We start from the raw sequence: 16,281 nt of genomic DNA, 5'->3' as shown, positions 1-16,281 counted from the left end.
TACGTGTATGCGCTGCATTCTCATCACGTCCCTGGTGCTCAGCGGTATTTTGGCAACCCCTGCCATAGCCGCTGATGCGCAGGGATGGTTGCAGAGGCTGAGTCAGGCCGAAAGCAAGCAAAGCTTCCAAGGCACCTTCGTTTACGAACGCAACGGTAATTTTTCTACTCACAGTATCTGGCGTCAGGTCGAGCCGGGTGGTTCTGTGCGTGAGCGGTTGTTGCAGCTCGACGGCACGCCCCAGGAAATGCTTCGGATCAATGGTCAGGCGCAGTGCGTCAATGGGCCTATCGCTTCTGCGGTGGTCGATGAGCAAGCCTGGCCTGCCCATGGCCTTGATGCCAAACAGATAGAGCAATGGTACGAGCTGCGCCTCGATGGGGAGTCCCGTGTAGCGGGGCGTTCTGCCGTGGTTCTCGGTCTGGTTCCTCGTGATCAGCATCGCTATGGCGTTCAGCTGTACGTGGACAAGGAAACCGGTTTGCCGCTCAAGTCGCTGCTGGTCAATAACCGCGGCGAACTGCTCGAGCGTTTTCAGTTTACCCAGTTGGATACCGCCGATACGCAGCCAGCCTCCGTGCTGCAGCCATCCACCGACTGTTCGCCTGTGCGGGTCGTCAAGGCGCGCACGCCGTTGGTGGAGTCCTGGCATTCGGAGTGGTTGCCCCCGGGTTTCAGCCTCAGTGCCGTGACTCAGCAGCGTAGCCCTGTATCCAGCGATAGCGTTGATTGCCTGGTCTATGATGACGGCCTGGCGCGTTTTTCCGTCTTCCTCGAACCCCTGCATGATGCTGCTGTGGCAGATGCCCGCAATCAGCTGGGTCCTACCGTGGCGGTTTCGCGGCGCCTGACAACCGATGATGGTGATGTCATGGTTACAGTGGTGGGCGAAATTCCGTTGGGGACCGCGGAGCGTATCGCCATGTCGATGCGAGCCGCAGACATGCATGCTGCTCGGTAGCAATCGACGAAACGAATCAAGGCCGATGTGCCACCCGTATGTTGTACCAATGGCCCCGCAGGGGCCTCGTTTGTTCTGGATGGGGAAGAAACTGCAATGTCGATGCCTAGCCTGAAAAAATACGCTGCCGCGTTGTTCGCGGTGTTTCTGATGGGGCAGTCGGTGGCGGCGCATGCGCAACTGCCGGACTTCACCCCCTTGGTCGAGGCGGCTTCACCTGCCGTGGTCAATATCAGCACGCGGCAGAAAGTGCCGAATGCCGTCGCCAGTAATGGCGGGCTTTCCGTTCCGGATCTGGAAGGTCTGCCGCCGATGTTCCGCGAGTTCTTCGAGCGCAGCATTCCCCAGCAGCCGCGTGCGCCAGGTGGCGGTGGTCGGCAGCGTGAGGCGCAGTCGCTGGGCTCGGGCTTCATCATCTCCAAGGATGGCTACATCCTGACCAACAATCATGTGGTGGCCGATGCCGATGAAATCATCGTGCGTCTGTCCGACCGCAGCGAGCTGGAAGCCAAGCTGATCGGTACCGATCCGCGCAGCGATGTGGCGCTGCTCAAAGTCGAGGCCAATGACCTACCCACCGTTAAGCTGGGTAACTCCGACAACCTCAAGGTCGGTGAGTGGGTGCTGGCCATCGGTTCGCCGTTCGGCTTCGATCATTCGGTCACCGCCGGTATCGTCAGTGCCAAGGGCCGCAGCCTGCCGAACGAAAGCTACGTGCCGTTCATCCAGACTGACGTGGCGATCAACCCGGGTAATTCCGGTGGTCCGCTGTTCAACCTGGATGGCGAAGTGGTTGGCATCAACTCGCAGATCTTCACCCGTTCAGGTGGCTTCATGGGCCTGTCTTTCGCCATTCCTATGAGCGTGGCGATGGATGTGGCCGACCAGCTCAAGGCCAGCGGCAAGGTTAGCCGCGGCTGGCTGGGCGTGGTGATCCAGGAAGTGAACAAGGATCTGGCCGAGTCCTTCGGTCTCGACAAGCCGGCAGGTGCGCTGGTTGCTCAGGTGCTCGAAGATGGCCCGGCAGCCAAGGGTGGCCTGCAGGTGGGGGACGTGATCCTCAGTCTCGATGGCAAGCCAATCATCATGTCCGCCGACCTGCCGCATCTGGTTGGTGCCCTGAAGCCGGGCACCAAGGCCAATCTGGAAATCGTTCGCGAAGGTTCGCGCAAGACGCTGAAAGTGGCGGTCGGCACCATGCCTGCCGATGACGGCGACGAAGCCACCGACGACGCGGCGCCAAGTGCCGAGCGCAGCAGCAATCGCCTGGGTGTCAGTGTTGCCGAACTGACCGACGAGCAGAAAAAGGCCCTTGATCTGCGCGGTGGCGTGGTGATTCGTGAAGTTCAGGATGGTCCGGCGGCGCTGATTGGCCTGCGTCCGGGCGACGTGATCACTCACCTGAACAACCAGGCGATCAGCTCGGCGAAGAACTTCACCGAGGTGGCGCAATCGCTGCCGAAGAATCGTTCGGTGTCGATGCGCGTGCTGCGTCAGGGGCGTGCAAGCTTTATCACCTTCAAGCTGGCTGAGTAATAGCGTCAGTAAGTCAGGGTGAAGAAGGGCGACGAAAGTCGCCCTTTTTTATGCCTGCCTCACTGCCTTCCTATGAAGAGCTGCATGGGAAATCTCTGCCATTGCAGGCAGGTGAGCCGACCCGGCATTCAATTACTGCGCTCGTGCGCTTGTCCTGACGTGACGTGGGGGCAACCACTCGGGTAAACTTCGCGGCTATTTTCGGCAGGCATTCGCCTGCGCCCTTTTTCGAGTGTTGTCCTGTGAGTGACCTGAGTCATATCCGCAATTTTTCCATCATTGCCCACATTGACCACGGCAAGTCGACGCTGGCTGACCGTTTCATCCAGATGTGCGGCGGCCTGACCGCGCGCGAGATGGAGGCTCAGGTTCTCGATTCCATGGACCTGGAGCGTGAGCGCGGCATCACCATCAAGGCCCACAGCGTCACCCTGTACTACAAGGCGAAGGACGGCATTACCTACCAGCTGAACTTCATCGATACGCCCGGTCACGTCGACTTCACCTATGAGGTGAGCCGCTCGCTGGCGGCCTGTGAAGGTGCGCTGCTGGTAGTCGATGCGGGGCAGGGCGTGGAAGCGCAGTCGGTCGCCAACTGCTACACCGCCATCGAGCAGGGCCTGGAAGTCATGCCTGTGCTGAACAAGATGGACCTGCCGCAGGCAGACCCCGATCGCGTCAAGGACGAGATCGAGAAGATCATCGGTATCGACGCCAGCGACGCCGTAGCCTGCAGTGCCAAGAGCGGCATGGGCGTGGATGAGGTGCTCGAGCGTCTGGTGCAGGCGATTCCAGCGCCGACCGGCGAGATCGAGGCGCCGCTGCAGGCGCTGATCATCGACTCCTGGTTCGACAACTACCTGGGCGTCGTGTCCCTGGTGCGCGTGCGCCACGGTCGCGTCAAGAAGGGCGACAAGATTCTGGTCAAGTCCACCGGCAAGGTGCACCTGGTCGACAGCGTCGGGGTGTTCAATCCCAAGCACACGGCTACCGCCGACCTCAAGGCCGGCGAAGTGGGCTTCATCATCGCCAGCATCAAGGACATTCACGGTGCGCCGGTGGGCGACACCCTGACCTTGAGCTCGACGCCCGATGTGGAGATGCTGCCGGGCTTCAAACGCATCCAGCCGCAGGTTTACGCAGGCCTGTTCCCGGTCAGCTCCGATGATTTCGAGGACTTCCGCGACGCCCTGCAGAAGCTGACCCTCAATGATTCGTCCCTGCAGTATCTGCCGGAAAGCTCCGACGCCCTCGGCTTTGGCTTCCGTTGCGGCTTCCTGGGCATGCTGCACATGGAAATCATCCAGGAGCGCCTCGAGCGCGAATACGACCTGGACCTGATTACCACGGCGCCGAGCGTTATTTTCGAGGTCGTGCTCAAGACCGGTGAAACCATTTACGTTGACAACCCGTCGAAGCTGCCGGATGTGTCCTCGGTCGAAGATTTCCGTGAGCCGATCGTACAAGCCACGATCCTGGTTCCGCAGGAACATCTGGGCAACGTCATCACCCTGTGCATCGAAAAGCGCGGCGTGCAGCGTGACATGCAGTTCCTAGGCACCCAGGTTCAGGTTCGCTACGACCTTCCGATGAACGAAGTGGTGCTCGACTTCTTCGACCGTCTGAAATCCACCAGCCGTGGCTATGCCTCGCTGGATTATCATTTCGACCGTTACCAGTCGGCCAATCTGGTCAAGCTGGACGTGTTGATCAACGGCGACAAGGTCGATGCGCTGGCACTGATCGTGCACCGTGACAACGCCCACTACAAAGGGCGTCAGTTGACCGAGAAGATGAAGGACCTGATTCCTCGGCAGATGTTCGACGTGGCGATCCAGGCAGCCATTGGCGGTCAGATCGTGGCGCGAACCACTGTCAAGGCATTGAGAAAGAACGTTCTGGCCAAGTGCTACGGCGGTGACGTGAGCCGTAAGCGCAAACTGCTGGAGAAGCAGAAGGCCGGTAAGAAGCGCATGAAGCAGGTGGGGAACGTGGAGATTCCACAGGAAGCCTTCCTTGCTGTACTCAAGTTGGATAGCTAGGGCCTATGTCATTCAATTTTCCGCTGTTGCTGGTCATTGCCGTCGCCGTGTGTGGCACCCTGGCCTTGTTCGACCTGGTATTCCTGGCGCCGCGGCGTCGTGCAGCGATTGCCAGCTACCAGGGCAAGGTCGAGCAAGTCGACGACGCAGTGGTCGAGAAGCTCAACAAGGAACCCTTGCTGGTCGAGTACGGCAAGTCGTTCTTTCCAGTGCTGGCCATCGTGCTGGTGCTGCGCTCCTTTCTGGTTGAGCCGTTCCAGATTCCATCCGGCTCGATGATCCCGACTCTGGAAGTCGGCGATTTCATCCTGGTCAACAAGTTTGCCTACGGCATTCGCCTGCCGGTGCTGGACACCAAGGTGATTGAAGTCGGCGACCCGCAGCGCGGCGACGTCATGGTGTTCCGCTACCCGAGCGACCCCAACGTCAACTACATCAAGCGCGTCATCGGCCTGCCGGGTGATCACGTGCGCTACAGCAGTGACAAGCGCCTGTTCATCAATGACAAGCCGGTGGCCGAGCAACTGATTGGCGAAGAGCCGGGCAGCCTTGGCAGCGCCACGCTGTACAACGAGCGCCTGGGCGATGTGGAGCACCGCATCCGCAAGGAGATGACCCGCTACCGTGCCGAGCCCGGCAAGGAGTGGACCATTCCTGAAGGGCACTACTTCATGATGGGCGACAACCGCGACAACTCCAACGACAGCCGTTACTGGAACGACCCGAATATCCCCAAAGACGTACTGGGCATGGTTCCGGATCGCAACATCGTCGGCAAGGCGTTCGCCATCTGGATGAGCTGGCCGGATCCGAAGTTCAAGACCCTGCCGAACTTCTCCCGTGTCGGGCTCATTCACTGATCTGATGAAAATTTGCGGCGCCGTTCAATACGACGCCGCCAGCTATCTATAGTCTTGTCATGCGCGCGAAGCGCATCGGACTATCTGGATACTTTTGGGGATGAACATGAAATTCGCACGCTCGCAGCAGGGCTTGTCGATCGTCAGTTGGCTGGTGGTACTGGCTGTCGTGGCGTTTCTGGCTAGCACGGCGTTCAAGGTGGTACCGCATTACCTCGACTACATGTCGATGGAAAAGATCATCACCTCCGTGGAAACCGACCGCCTGCAGGAAGTCAGGACGGTGGGCGATTTCTACAGCCACGTCAGCCGTGGCATGACGGTCAACAGCATCCGCGACCTGAACATGCAGGACGCACTTAAGGTGACCCAGGATGGCAACGAGTTTCTTGCCCACCTCAAGTATGAAAAACGTGAGCACCTGATCGAGAACATCGATCTGGTGGTTAATTTCGATAAAGAATTTCGTGTGCGTATGCCGTGAGTGTTTCGTTGACCCGCCTCGAGCGCCAGCTCGGGCATAGCTTCAAGGACCAGGATCTGATGATCCTGGCCCTGACCCATCGCAGTTTTGCCGGACGCAACAATGAGCGTCTGGAGGTCCTCGGTGATGCCATCCTCAATTTCGTCGCTGGCGAGGCGCTCTACGAGCGCTTCCCCCAGGCCCGCGAAGGCCAGCTGTCGAGGCTGCGCGCGCGGCTGGTGAAGGGCGAGACCCTGGCCGTACTGGCGCGCGGTTTCGATCTTGGTGAGTACCTGCGCCTGGGCTCCGGTGAACTGAAAAGCGGAGGTTTTCGCCGCGACTCGATTCTGGCCGACGCCCTGGAAGCCCTGATCGGCGCCATCTACCTGGATGCCGGCATGGACGTCGCCCGCGAACGCGTGCTGGCCTGGCTGACCAACGAGCTGGACGGCCTGACCCTGGTCGACACCAACAAGGACCCCAAGACCCGTCTGCAGGAATTCCTGCAGTCGCGTGCTTGCGAGCTGCCGCGTTACGAGGTGGTCGATATCCAGGGCGAACCCCATTGCCGGACATTCGTGGTCGAATGTCAGGTCAATCTACTCAATGACAAGACCCTGGGCCAAGGCGCCAGCCGCCGGATCGCCGAACAGGTCGCGGCAACTGCCGCGCTGATCGCCCTGGGTGTGGAGAACGGCAATGACTGATTCGCCCGTAACGCGCTGTGGCTATGTCGCCATCGTTGGCCGGCCCAACGTGGGCAAGTCGACGCTGCTCAACCACATTCTCGGTCAGAAGCTGGCGATCACCTCGCGCAAGCCGCAGACCACTCGCCACAACATGCTCGGCATCAAGACCGAGGGTGACGTGCAGGCGATCTACGTCGATACGCCCGGCCTGCACAAGAATAACGACAAGGCGATCAACCGCTACATGAACAAGAACGCCTCGTCGGCCCTCAAGGATGTCGACGTGGTGATCTTCGTGGTTGATCGCACCCGCTGGACTGACGAGGACCAGATGGTGCTCGAGCGCGTCCAGTACGTCGAAGGCCCGGTGATTCTGGCGGTCAACAAGACCGATCGCCTGGAAGACAAGGCCGACCTGATGCCGCACCTGCAGTGGCTGGCGCAGCAGTTGCCCAATGCCGAGATCGTGCCGGTTTCGGCGCAGCAGGGGCACAACCTCGATGCCCTGGAAAAGCTGGTGGGCGAACGTCTGCCCGAGGGCGTGCACTTCTTCCCGGAAGACCAGATCACCGACCGTTCCGGGCGTTTCTTCGCTGCCGAGCTGGTGCGCGAGAAGATCATGCGTCAGCTCGGTGCCGAGCTGCCGTACCAGATCACCGTGGAGATCGAGGAGTTCAAGCGCGAAGGGCGGATCATGCATATCCATGCACTGATCCTGGTCGAACGTGACGGTCAGAAAAAGATCATCATCGGCGAGAAGGGCGAGCGCCTCAAACGCATTGGCCAGGAAGCGCGCAAGGACATGGAGTCGATGTTCGACACCAAGGTCATGCTCAACCTGTGGGTCAAGGTGAAGAGTGGCTGGTCCGATGACGAGCGCGCCCTGCGTTCGCTCGGTTACGACGATATCTGACCCCGGCATCCGCCGCGCCGCGGCTGGCTCACTCAGCGAGTTTCTTCCCATGCTTGCGCCCAGCCAGCCCGCCTATGTCCTGCACAGCCGCGCGTACCTCGAGAGCAGCGCACTGGTCGACTTCCTGACCCCGCAAGGCCGTTTGCGCGCCGTGTTGCGTGGCGCGCGGGGAAAGGCTGGCAGCCTGGCGCGGCCGTTCATTCCCCTGGAGCTGGAAACCCGCGGCCGTGGCGAGCTGAAGAACGTCGGTCGCCTGGAAGCCGCTGGCATTCCCAACCTGCTCACCGGCGAGGCGCTGTTCAGCGGCCTGTACCTAAACGAGTTGCTGATTCGCGTGCTGCCCGCCGAAGACCCGCACCCGGTGATCTTCGAGCATTACGCCATGAGCATCCTGGCGCTGGCCCAGGGGCGGCCGCTGGAGCCGATCCTGCGCGCGTTCGAATGGCGGCTGCTCGATGAACTCGGCTATGGTTTCGCCCTCGACAGCGACGTACAGGGCAATGCCGTGGTCAGCGACGGCTTGTACCGGTTGGAGGCCGACAGCGGCTTCCTGCCCATCAGCCATTGGCAGCCCGGGGCCTTTCTCGGTAGCGAATTGCTGGCCATGGCCGATGCGGACTGGAGCACGCCCGGTGCCCTGGCCGCGGCCAAGCGCCTGATGCGCCAGGCACTCGCCCCCCATCTCGGCGGCCGACCTCTGGTCAGCCGCGAATTGTTCATGACGCTCAAGGAGCCGACTCGTGACTGAAGCCAACCGTGTTTTGCTGGGCGTGAATATCGATCACGTCGCCACGCTGCGCCAGGCGCGCGGTACCCGCTATCCCGATCCCGTAAAAGCTGCGCTGGACGCCGAAGAGGCGGGCGCCGATGGCATCACCGTGCACCTGCGTGAAGATCGCCGGCATATTCAGGAGCGCGACGTGCGCGTGCTCAAGGAAGTCATGCAGACGCGCATGAACTTCGAGATGGGCGTGACTGACTTCATGCTCGCCTTCGCCGAGGAGATCCGCCCCGAGCACGTGTGCCTGGTGCCGGAAACCCGCCAGGAACTGACCACCGAAGGTGGCCTGGACGTCGCCGGCCAGGAAGCGCGGATTGCCGCGGCAGTAACTCGCCTGGCGGCCGTTGGCAGTGAGGTTTCGCTGTTCATCGATGCTGACCCGCGGCAGATCGAGGCGAGCAAGCGCGTCGGCGCACCGGCCATCGAATTGCATACCGGGCGGTATGCCGATGCGCACACGCCGCAAGAAGCGGCTGTCGAGCTGCAACGTATCCGAGAAGGGGTCGCCCTGGGCGTGTCGCTGGGGCTGATCGTTAACGCCGGCCACGGTCTGCATTACCACAACGTCGAGCCGGTCGCGGCGATCCCCGGTATCAACGAGCTGAACATCGGCCATGCGCTGGTCAGCCACGCGCTGTTCGTCGGCTTCAAGGAAGCCGTGCGTGAAATGAAGCAGCTGATCCAGGGCGCAGCGCCGCGCTAAGCGGCGCTGCTTCCATCAGGGCTTGCGGGCGACCATCACGGCGCGGCGTGGCGCCGGCAGGCCTTCGACGGTGCGGTGGTGGTCGAGTGGGTCGAGGAATTCGGGCAGCGACTGGTAGCGCATCCACTCGGTGCTGCGCTGCTCTTCGACCGAGGTGACGCTGACGTCCACGCAGCGCACGTCAAGGAAGCCGGCGCGGCGCAGCCATAGCTCCAGCGCCGGCACCGACGGCAGGAACCACACATTGCGCATCTGCGCGTAGCGGTCTTCGGGGACCAGCACCTGCTGGGCGTCGCCTTCCACCACCAGGGTTTCCAGCACCAGTTCGCCACCCTTGCGCAGGCAGTCCTTGAGTTCGAGCAGGTGGTCGACGGGCGAGCGGCGGTGATAGAGCACGCCCATTGAAAACACCGTGTCGAAGCCCAGCAGCTTCGGTGGCAGCTCTTCGATACCCAGCGGCAGGTGCCAGGCGGGCAGATCCGGCAGGTAGTTCTTCATCGCCAGGAACTGGCAGAGGAACAGCCAGTTCGGGTCGATACCGACCACGCTGCGGGCGCCGGCGCCGAGCATGCGCCACATGTAGTAGCCATTGCCGCAGCCGACGTCGAGCACGCGTCTGCCTTCGAGACTCAGATGCGGGGCGACGCGCTGCCATTTCCAGTCCGAGCGCCATTCGGTGTCCACGTGCACGCCGAAGGTACGGAAGGGGCCTTTGCGCCAGGGAATCAGGCCGCGCAGGGCACTGTCCAGCGCGGCTCGGGTGGCGTCGTCACAGGGGCCATCGAGGCGGAAATCCTCTCGGAGGTCGATTTGCTCGGCACTCAGTGCCGGTAAGGCTTCGACCGCGGCGTACCAGCGCTGCAGGTCGCCGTGACCGATGGCCAGCTTGGCGTCGATCTGCGCGGGCAGGTCGGCGCTCCAGTCCTGCAGAGGTGTACCGGCCAGCTCGGCCTGCAGGGCGTCAAGATCCATGCGGCGCATCATGGCAGAGCCACCAGGGAGGCGAAGTTCAGGCACTGGAACCACGGCACCACCTTGCTGAAGCCAGCAGTGTGCAGGCGTTCGCGGTGCTGTTCGAGGCTGTCGGGCAGCATGACGTTTTCGATCGCGCTGCGCTTCTGGGCGATTTCCAGTTCGCTGTAGCCATTGGCTCGCTTGAAGGCGATGTGCAGGTCGGTGAGCAGAGCATGTTGTTGCTCGTCTTCGAAGCGCAGTTTCTCGGAGAGGATCAGCGCGCCACCGGGTAGCAGGGTATTGCGAATACGGCTCAGCAGCTCCAGGCGGTTTTCCGGGGCAATGAACTGTAGGGTGAAATTCATCGCCACCAGGGAGGCGGGCTGCCAGTCCATGGCGAGAATGTCGGCTTCGATGACGTCGACCGGCAGCAGCTCCTGGAACATGGCGTCCTGGGCGTGCAGGTACTCGCGGCAGCGCTCGACCATGGCGCTGGAGTTGTCCACGGCGATCACCCGGCAACCGTCCGCCTGTACGTGGCGGCGCAGCGCCTGGGTGACGGCGCCCAGTGAGCAGCCCAGGTCATAGAGCAGGCTGCCGGGCTGGGCGAACTGGCCCGCCAGCACGCCGATGTTCTCGACGATGGTCGGGTAGCCCGGCACCGAGCGCTTGATCATGTCGGGAAAGACCCGGGCCACGTCCTCGTTGAAGACGAAATCCGGCACCTGATCCAGTGGCTGGGCGAAGAGTTGGTCGGGCTGTCTGTTCACGGTCGGTCTGCATGGCGCTGGAAAGGCGCGCATTTTAGCCAAGTCCGGCGATTAGCCAAACCTCGCTGCAGGCCTGATGCGATGCTCGGCCTGCGTGGGTTTGTAGAAATGCTCGCTTAGCGCACGCGGATCTGGCAATCAAAGGTGTCGGCCGGCGCGGTGCTGGTGTCCCAGGGCTGGGCGTAGGTCAGCAGCAGCTGCGCCTCGCCGGGCTCGGTGGCCTGGAAGCGCCAGGTGGAGTGGCCGTCACCGCCGACCAGATCGGAGTCTTCTTCGCTGCTGTAAACCTCGGGCCCCAGGGCCTTGAGCACCGCGGCCGCGTCTTCTTGGACCGTCCAGCGATAGCCGGTGGTGGGGTTGCTCGGCAGGCTGAGGATCAGCTGCTGGCCCGCGTGCAGGACGATCGGGCACTGGCTCTGCTTCTGCACCTGCAGGGTTTTCGAGGGGCTGGCGCAGGCACCCAGCAGAACCAGGCCGGCGATAACGGGCAGACGATAGGCGTTGATCATGACGGGCTCCAGGCGCAAAAAACGACCGCCAGCATAACGGCAGAACGGCGAGGCTGTAACCCGTCGGCGGCCCGATTCAGTCGACGATGAACAGGCGAGCGCCGGTGCTCGTCGAGCTGCGGTGCGCCTCGGCGCCATCGGCGACCTGATAACTCATGCCAGGGGTCATCACGAAACGGCGGCCGTCTTCGAGTTCGGTATGCAGCTCACCCTCCAGGCAGAGCAGGATGTGGCCCTTCTTGCACCAGTGGTCGGCCAGGTAACCCGCCGTGTACTCGACCATGCGTACGCGCAGCGCGCCGAACTGGCAGGTACGCCAGTAGGCGGTGCCGGTTTCGCCAGCATGTTCGGTGGCTTCGATCTGGCTCCAGTCGGTGACGCCGAAGGGGATATCGCTGATGTTCATGGTGAAGCCCTGAGATGCTGTGGAAAGGATTACTGCCGGGCGACGCTGACGCCTTCGAGATTGGCGAACGAGGTGTCCTTGGCGGTGAGCAGGAAGTCGCGCATGAACGGCGCATCGAGCATGTCGGTGCGCACGCCGGCGTAGAGCGTGGCGAACAGACCCTTTTCGCCCAGGCGCTTGGCGGTCACGTAACCGCGCGAGCTGTACTCGTGCAGCGCCCAGTTGGGCAGGCCGCAGACACCGCGACCGCTGGCCACCAGCTGCATCATCATCACCGTCAGCTCGGAGGTGCGTACTTGGGCCGGCTCGATGTCGGCGGGCTCCAGAAAGCGGGTGAAGATGTCCAGGCGATCGCGCTCCACCGGGTAGGTGATCAGCGTTTCCTTGAGCAGATCTTCGGGGCGGACATAGGGACGACTGGCCAGGGCGTGCTGGTTGGCCACCGCCAGCATGGCTTCGTAGGTGAACAGCGGCACATAGGTGATGCCGGACAGATCTACAGGATCAGATGTCACCACCAGGTCCAGATCGCCACGGGCCAGAGCGGGCAGCGGCGCGAAGGAGAAGCCCGATGCCAGATCCAGCTCGACTTCCGGCCAGGCATCGCGGAATTGGTCGATGGTCGGCATCAGCCATTGAAAGCAGCTGTGGCACTCGATCGCCATGTGCAGGCGACCGGCCGTGCCGCCGGCAAGACGCGACAGATCGCGCTCGGCGCTGCGCAGCAGAGGCAGTACGGCGTCGCTCAGCTGCAGCAAGCGCAGCCCGGCGCTGGTGAAGCGCACCGGCTTGGTCTTGCGCACGAAAAGCTGCATGCCGAGGCGCTCCTCCAACTCCTTGAACTGGTGCGACAGCGCTGACTGGGTCAGGTGCAGGCGGTCAGCCGCTTCGACCAGGCTGTCGGTTTCCCGCAGAGCATGGAGCGTCTTCAAATGGCGGATTTCGAGCATTGAGTTACCTGCAGGTGATTCAACTGCGCCTGAATTAAAATGAGCGCTGTTCATGAACGGCAGTGTCGCCTAGCGACTGGTCGCTGTCGAGTCGCGTCTCGATTTTCCGTTTGGCAGGTTTCATCAAACTGTCACCGTTTTATGGCAGCGAGCCGTACGCCATCACTGCAACACTTGCCTGCTATCCGGCTTATCGTTCGTGGAACTCATGATGCGCATCGTTATTTTTCTGGCTTTCTTGCTGGGCAGCTTGTCTTGCATGGCGGCTGATGTGTGCAATGTCGGCACGGGTGTCGAACGCGTGTCCGTGGGCGACGTGAGTCTGGCCTACCAGAGCATCGGTCGTGACAGCGATCCGGCATTGCTGCTGGTCATGGGGCTGGGTGGGCAACTGATCCATTGGCCGGATGACGTGGTCGAGCAGCTGTGCGAGAAGGGTTTCCGGGTGATTCGCTTCGATAACCGGGATGTAGGCCTGAGCAGTTGGAATGCCAAGGCGCCCGAGGCCAATTTAGCGTATGAGGTGCTGCGCTACCGGCTTGGACTGTCGGTCGGCGCGCCCTATCGGCTGCGCGATATGGCCGGCGATGCCCTGGGTTTGATGGATGCATTGGGAATTCAGGATTTCCATCTGCTGGGCGCGAGCATGGGCGGGATGATCGCCCAGCACATTGCCGACATGGCGCCGCAACGAGTGCGCAGCCTGACCCTGGTGATGACCAGCTCAGGCGCCCAAGGCTTGCCGGCACCCAGCCCGGCGCTGCTAAAGTTGCTGGCGCGCCGCGAGGCGCCGAGCCGAGAGGTGGCCCTGGAACAACAGGCGGATCTGCTGGCCGCGTTGGGCAGTCCGGCTGTGGTGGATGACCGGGCGATGCTCTTGCATCAGGCTGAAGTGGCCTACGACCGCGCCTTCAATCCGGCAGGCGTAGAGCGGCAATTGTTGGCGATTCTTGCCGAGAGCAGCCGGGTGGATCTGCTAAACCGGCTGCAGGTGCCGACGCTGGTGGTTCATGGCACCGCCGACCCGTTGCTGCCGGTGATGCATGGCGTGCATGTGGCGGCCCATATTCGCGGCAGCGAGCTGCGGCTCATTCCCGGGCTCGCTCACCGCTTTCAGGAGCGTTTCAAGGCGCCGTTGCTTGCCGCGGTACTGCCACACCTTCAAGCGCATCGGCTGGACGCGCAACTGGTACAGCTGTAAGCAGGGCAGGCGCAGTGGGCGCAAGGTAGGCTTCCAGCCGGCTGCGCTCGGCGGCCGTCAGGAACAGGCCCAGCTTGCTGCGGCGCCAAAGAATGTCGTCCACCTCGATGGCCCATTCCTGCTCGCGCAGATAATCCACCTCGCGGGCATACAGGTCGTGGCCGAAGTGTTCGCCCAGGTCGCTTTCGCTCTGCACGTTTTCCAGTAGCAGCCAGGTACGGCTGCCGTAAGTGATCGCCCAGCGTTTGGCCAAGTCGGCATTCATCCAGCTGTGGCGGGCACGCAGTGCTTCGATCAGGCTTTCGCGGCTCTGCATATTCTCGCCGCCCGGCAGCGGCGCATCGGCGGTCCAACGCGCTTTCATGTTCGGAAAGAACGGCGCGAGTTGCGCCATTGCCGACTCCGCCAGCTTGCGATAGGTGGTCAGCTTGCCGCCGAACACCGAGAGCAGCGGTGGTTCATTACCTTGGGCCGACAGCGACAGGGTGTAGTCGCGGGTAATGGCCGAGGGCTCGTCGGACTCGTCGTCGCATAGTGGGCGCACACCGGCGTAGCTATGGATGATGTCATCACGGCTCAGGGACTTGCGGAAGTGATCGTTGACCACTTTGAGCAGGTAATCGGTTTCTTCGTCGCTGATGCTTACGGTGGCCGGGTCGCCCTGGTACTCGCGGTCCGTGGTGCCGATCAGGGTGAAGCGATCCAAGTAGGGAATGGCGAAGACGATGCGGCGGTCTTCGTTCTGCAGGATAAAGGCCTCCTTGCCGTCGTAAAGGCGCGGCACCACGAAGTGGCTGCCCTGGATCAGGCGAATGCCGTAGGGCGACTTCTGCTGCAGATCGTCACGGATAAACCGCGCTACCCAGGGGCCGGCTGCGTTGACCAGCGCCTTGGCGCGGATCGAGAAGCGGCTGCCATCGGCGCGCTCCAGATCGACTTCCCAGGCGCCCTGATTGCGGCGTGCGCTGACGCAACGCGTATGGGTGTGTACATGGGCACCGTTCTCGCGGGCGGCCATGGCGTTGAGCACCACCAAGCGGGCGTCGTCGACCCAGCAATCGGAGTACTCGAAGCCCTTGGTGATCTCGGGCTTCAGCGGGCTGTTGGCACCGAAGGTGAGGCCACGCGAGCGCGGCAGCGCCTTGCGCTTGCCCAGGTTGTCGTAAAGAAACAGGCCAGCACGGATCATCCACGCTGGGCGCAGGTGCGGGCGGTGGGGCAGGATGAAACGCATCGGGCTAACGATGTGCGGTGCTTTGGCCAGCAGCACTTCGCGCTCGGCCAGGGCTTCGCGCACCAGGCGGAACTCGTGGTGCTCCAGGTAGCGCAGGCCACCGTGAATCAGCTTGCTGCTCGCCGACGAGGTGTGGCGTGCGAGATCGTCCTTTTCGCAAAGGAATACCGAGAGGCCGCGACCTGCCGCATCACAGGCGATACCGGCGCCATTGATGCCGCCGCCCACGACGGCAATATCGTAAACCTCGGACAGCGGGCTGTTGGTCAGGCTGGATGTGGACATCGTCGGGGCCTCGTCTAGCGTTTGTGTTTTCAAATCGAACATAAATGTTCATTTCCGAAAATACTAGCGCATGAATAGTTACGCATCCAGTGGTGTTCGATCAAAAAGAGCCAAGGAATGCGCTGGAATGAAAATTCACGAACATAATTACAGATGCCCTGCCGCCGAGAAGGTTCGCCCGATGTTCGAATAGGAATAAAAAATGACACGCACCCGAGCGAGGAATCGCTCAGGTGGTGGGAGGAGGGGTCAGACGACTTCGAGGCGGATCTTATGCTGATCCAGCAGTTGGCACAGGCCGGGAACCGGCTGTTCATCGGTGACCAGGCAATCGATCAGACTGATCGGGCCGAGGCGGATCATCGCGTTGCGGCCGAACTTGCTGGAGTCGGCGGCTAGAATCACCTTGCGGGCATTGGCGATGATCGCCTGGGAGACGCGCACTTCCTGGTAGTCGAAATCCAGCAGGCTGCCGTCTTCATCGATGCCGCTGATGCCGACCAGGGCGAAGTCGACCTTGAACTGGTTGATGAAATCCACACTGGCCTGGCCCACCAGGCCGCCGTCGCGACGCACGTTGCCGCCGGTGAGCAGCACGTCGAAGTCATCCTTGGCGGCAAGCATCGAGGCGACGTTCAGGTTGTTGGTGATGATCTTCAGGTGGCTGTGGTTGAGCAGCGCCCGGGCGATGGCTTCGGTGGTGGTGCCGATGTTGATGAACAGCGAGGCGTGGTCGGGAATCTGCGCGGCTACCGCTTCACCGATGCGCTGTTTTTCCTGGCGCATCTGGTCGGCGCGCATCGCATAGGCGGTGTTCTCGACGCTGGAGTCGTAGGCGGCGCCGCCATGGTAGCGGCGCAGCAGGTTGGCATCCGCCAGCTGATTGATATCGCGGCGGATGGTTTGCGGAGTTACGACGAACTGGGTGGCCAGCTCCTCGATGCTGACATAGCCGCGTTCGCGGATCAGATCGAGGATTTGCTGCTGGCGAGGGGGCAGATTCATTGAATGTCCTTCGGGCCGC

At 62.0% G+C, this 16,281-nt stretch carries 17 protein-coding genes; 10 read left to right on the top strand and 7 right to left on the bottom strand.

Annotation, left to right across the window (positions count from 1 at the left end; translation table 11 throughout):
* Positions 1–7: 7 nt before the first annotated feature.
* The 9 genes from BM279_RS07630 to pdxJ all read left to right on the top strand — a co-directional run bounded on the left by BM279_RS07630 (position 8) and on the right by pdxJ (position 8,948).
* Positions 8–961 (top strand): MucB/RseB C-terminal domain-containing protein, encoded by a 954-nt coding sequence (locus BM279_RS07630; protein ID WP_093502443.1) that lies wholly within the window; start codon positions 8–10, stop codon positions 959–961.
* 96 nt (positions 962–1,057) lie between these two features.
* Complete coding sequence (locus BM279_RS07625; protein ID WP_425272670.1) at positions 1,058–2,497, top strand: DegQ family serine endoprotease; 1,440 nt, start codon at positions 1,058–1,060, stop codon at positions 2,495–2,497.
* 242 nt (positions 2,498–2,739) lie between these two features.
* Positions 2,740–4,539, top strand: coding sequence for a translation elongation factor 4 (gene lepA / locus BM279_RS07620; protein ID WP_013792327.1), 1,800 nt, complete (start codon positions 2,740–2,742; stop codon positions 4,537–4,539).
* Positions 4,540–4,544: 5 nt separating this feature from the next.
* Positions 4,545–5,399 carry a signal peptidase I gene (gene lepB / locus BM279_RS07615; protein ID WP_093502441.1) on the top strand — a complete coding sequence of 285 codons (855 nt, stop codon included), beginning with the start codon at positions 4,545–4,547 and terminating at the stop codon, positions 5,397–5,399.
* A gap of 106 nt (positions 5,400–5,505) precedes the next feature.
* Entirely contained in the window at positions 5,506–5,883 is a 378-nt protein-coding gene (locus BM279_RS07610; RefSeq protein ID WP_013792325.1) for a DUF4845 domain-containing protein, read from the top strand.
* Positions 5,880–6,569, top strand: coding sequence for a ribonuclease III (gene rnc / locus BM279_RS07605; protein ID WP_093502439.1), 690 nt, complete (start codon positions 5,880–5,882; stop codon positions 6,567–6,569). The genes BM279_RS07610 and rnc overlap by 4 nt, the downstream gene beginning before the upstream one ends.
* Positions 6,562–7,464 carry a GTPase Era gene (era, locus tag BM279_RS07600; RefSeq protein WP_013792323.1) on the top strand — a complete coding sequence of 301 codons (903 nt, stop codon included), beginning with the start codon at positions 6,562–6,564 and terminating at the stop codon, positions 7,462–7,464. Before rnc ends, era begins: the two co-directional genes overlap by 8 nt.
* Positions 7,465–7,513: 49 nt before the next feature.
* Positions 7,514–8,212, top strand: a complete 699-nt coding sequence (recO, locus tag BM279_RS07595; RefSeq protein WP_093502437.1) for a DNA repair protein RecO — start codon at positions 7,514–7,516, stop codon at positions 8,210–8,212.
* Positions 8,205–8,948 carry a pyridoxine 5'-phosphate synthase gene (pdxJ, locus tag BM279_RS07590; RefSeq protein WP_093502435.1) on the top strand — a complete coding sequence of 248 codons (744 nt, stop codon included), beginning with the start codon at positions 8,205–8,207 and terminating at the stop codon, positions 8,946–8,948. Before recO ends, pdxJ begins: the two co-directional genes overlap by 8 nt.
* Before the next feature lie 15 nt (positions 8,949–8,963).
* On the opposite strand, the gene cmoB is transcribed toward pdxJ, so the two are convergent.
* The 5 genes from cmoB to metR all read right to left on the bottom strand — a co-directional run bounded on the left by cmoB (position 8,964) and on the right by metR (position 12,537).
* Positions 8,964–9,932, bottom strand: coding sequence for a tRNA 5-methoxyuridine(34)/uridine 5-oxyacetic acid(34) synthase CmoB (gene cmoB, locus BM279_RS07585; RefSeq protein ID WP_093502432.1), 969 nt, complete (start codon positions 9,930–9,932; stop codon positions 8,964–8,966).
* Positions 9,929–10,705, bottom strand: coding sequence for a carboxy-S-adenosyl-L-methionine synthase CmoA (gene cmoA, locus BM279_RS07580; protein WP_167363109.1), 777 nt, complete (start codon positions 10,703–10,705; stop codon positions 9,929–9,931). Before cmoA ends, cmoB begins: the two co-directional genes overlap by 4 nt.
* A gap of 83 nt (positions 10,706–10,788) precedes the next feature.
* Entirely contained in the window at positions 10,789–11,181 is a 393-nt protein-coding gene (locus BM279_RS07575) for a protease inhibitor I42 family protein (protein WP_093502428.1), read from the bottom strand.
* A 76-nt stretch (positions 11,182–11,257) separates the two neighbouring features.
* A complete protein-coding gene (locus BM279_RS07570) occupies positions 11,258–11,587 on the bottom strand; it encodes a DHCW motif cupin fold protein (protein WP_093502426.1) in 330 nt (109 codons plus the stop codon).
* 29 nt (positions 11,588–11,616) lie between these two features.
* The gene (metR, locus tag BM279_RS07565; protein ID WP_093502424.1) at positions 11,617–12,537 is read right to left on the bottom strand and encodes a transcriptional regulator MetR; all 921 of its coding nucleotides are present in this window, start codon (positions 12,535–12,537) and stop codon (positions 11,617–11,619) included.
* 211 nt (positions 12,538–12,748) lie between these two features.
* Between metR and BM279_RS07560 the strand changes: the two genes are divergently transcribed.
* Positions 12,749–13,738 (top strand): alpha/beta fold hydrolase, encoded by a 990-nt coding sequence (locus BM279_RS07560; protein WP_093502422.1) that lies wholly within the window; start codon positions 12,749–12,751, stop codon positions 13,736–13,738.
* On the opposite strand, the gene glpD is transcribed toward BM279_RS07560, so the two are convergent.
* Positions 13,662–15,257: a glycerol-3-phosphate dehydrogenase gene (gene glpD, locus BM279_RS07555; protein WP_093502419.1), complete on the bottom strand. Its 1,596-nt coding sequence runs from the start codon at positions 15,255–15,257 to the stop codon at positions 13,662–13,664. The two genes, BM279_RS07560 and glpD, sit on opposite strands and share 77 nt — an antisense overlap.
* Positions 15,258–15,506: 249 nt before the next feature.
* Positions 15,507–16,262 carry a DeoR/GlpR family transcriptional regulator gene (locus tag BM279_RS07550; protein WP_027909947.1) on the bottom strand — a complete coding sequence of 252 codons (756 nt, stop codon included), beginning with the start codon at positions 16,260–16,262 and terminating at the stop codon, positions 15,507–15,509.
* Positions 16,263–16,281 lie beyond the last annotated feature (19 nt).

The organism is Phytopseudomonas straminea (genome assembly GCF_900112645.1).
GTDB lineage: Bacteria > Pseudomonadota > Gammaproteobacteria > Pseudomonadales > Pseudomonadaceae > Aquipseudomonas > Aquipseudomonas straminea.
Note: the sequence above shows the minus strand (reverse complement) of the source record. Positions and strands in the feature narration are given on the sequence as shown.

Bases quoted from the DNA above. Each gene is read 5' to 3' on its own strand.
- recO (WP_093502437.1), top strand. From the start codon at position 7,514: ATGCTTGCGCCCAGCCAGCCCGCCTATGTCCTGCACAGCCGCGCGTAC.
- BM279_RS07610 (WP_013792325.1), top strand. From the start codon at position 5,506: ATGAAATTCGCACGCTCGCAGCAGGGCTTGTCGATCGTCAGTTGGCTG.
- BM279_RS07560 (WP_093502422.1), top strand. From the start codon at position 12,749: ATGCGCATCGTTATTTTTCTGGCTTTCTTGCTGGGCAGCTTGTCTTGC.
- BM279_RS07550 (WP_027909947.1), bottom strand. From the start codon at position 16,262: ATGAATCTGCCCCCTCGCCAGCAGCAAATCCTCGATCTGATCCGCGAA.
- BM279_RS07630 (WP_093502443.1), top strand. From the start codon at position 8: ATGCGCTGCATTCTCATCACGTCCCTGGTGCTCAGCGGTATTTTGGCA.
- glpD (WP_093502419.1), bottom strand. From the start codon at position 15,257: ATGTCCACATCCAGCCTGACCAACAGCCCGCTGTCCGAGGTTTACGAT.
- era (WP_013792323.1), top strand. From the start codon at position 6,562: ATGACTGATTCGCCCGTAACGCGCTGTGGCTATGTCGCCATCGTTGGC.
- metR (WP_093502424.1), bottom strand. From the start codon at position 12,537: ATGCTCGAAATCCGCCATTTGAAGACGCTCCATGCTCTGCGGGAAACC.
- cmoB (WP_093502432.1), bottom strand. From the start codon at position 9,932: ATGATGCGCCGCATGGATCTTGACGCCCTGCAGGCCGAGCTGGCCGGT.
- BM279_RS07570 (WP_093502426.1), bottom strand. From the start codon at position 11,587: ATGAACATCAGCGATATCCCCTTCGGCGTCACCGACTGGAGCCAGATC.
- cmoA (WP_167363109.1), bottom strand. From the start codon at position 10,705: ATGCGCGCCTTTCCAGCGCCATGCAGACCGACCGTGAACAGACAGCCC.
- BM279_RS07625 (WP_425272670.1), top strand. From the start codon at position 1,058: ATGTCGATGCCTAGCCTGAAAAAATACGCTGCCGCGTTGTTCGCGGTG.
- BM279_RS07575 (WP_093502428.1), bottom strand. From the start codon at position 11,181: ATGATCAACGCCTATCGTCTGCCCGTTATCGCCGGCCTGGTTCTGCTG.
- lepB (WP_093502441.1), top strand. From the start codon at position 4,545: ATGTCATTCAATTTTCCGCTGTTGCTGGTCATTGCCGTCGCCGTGTGT.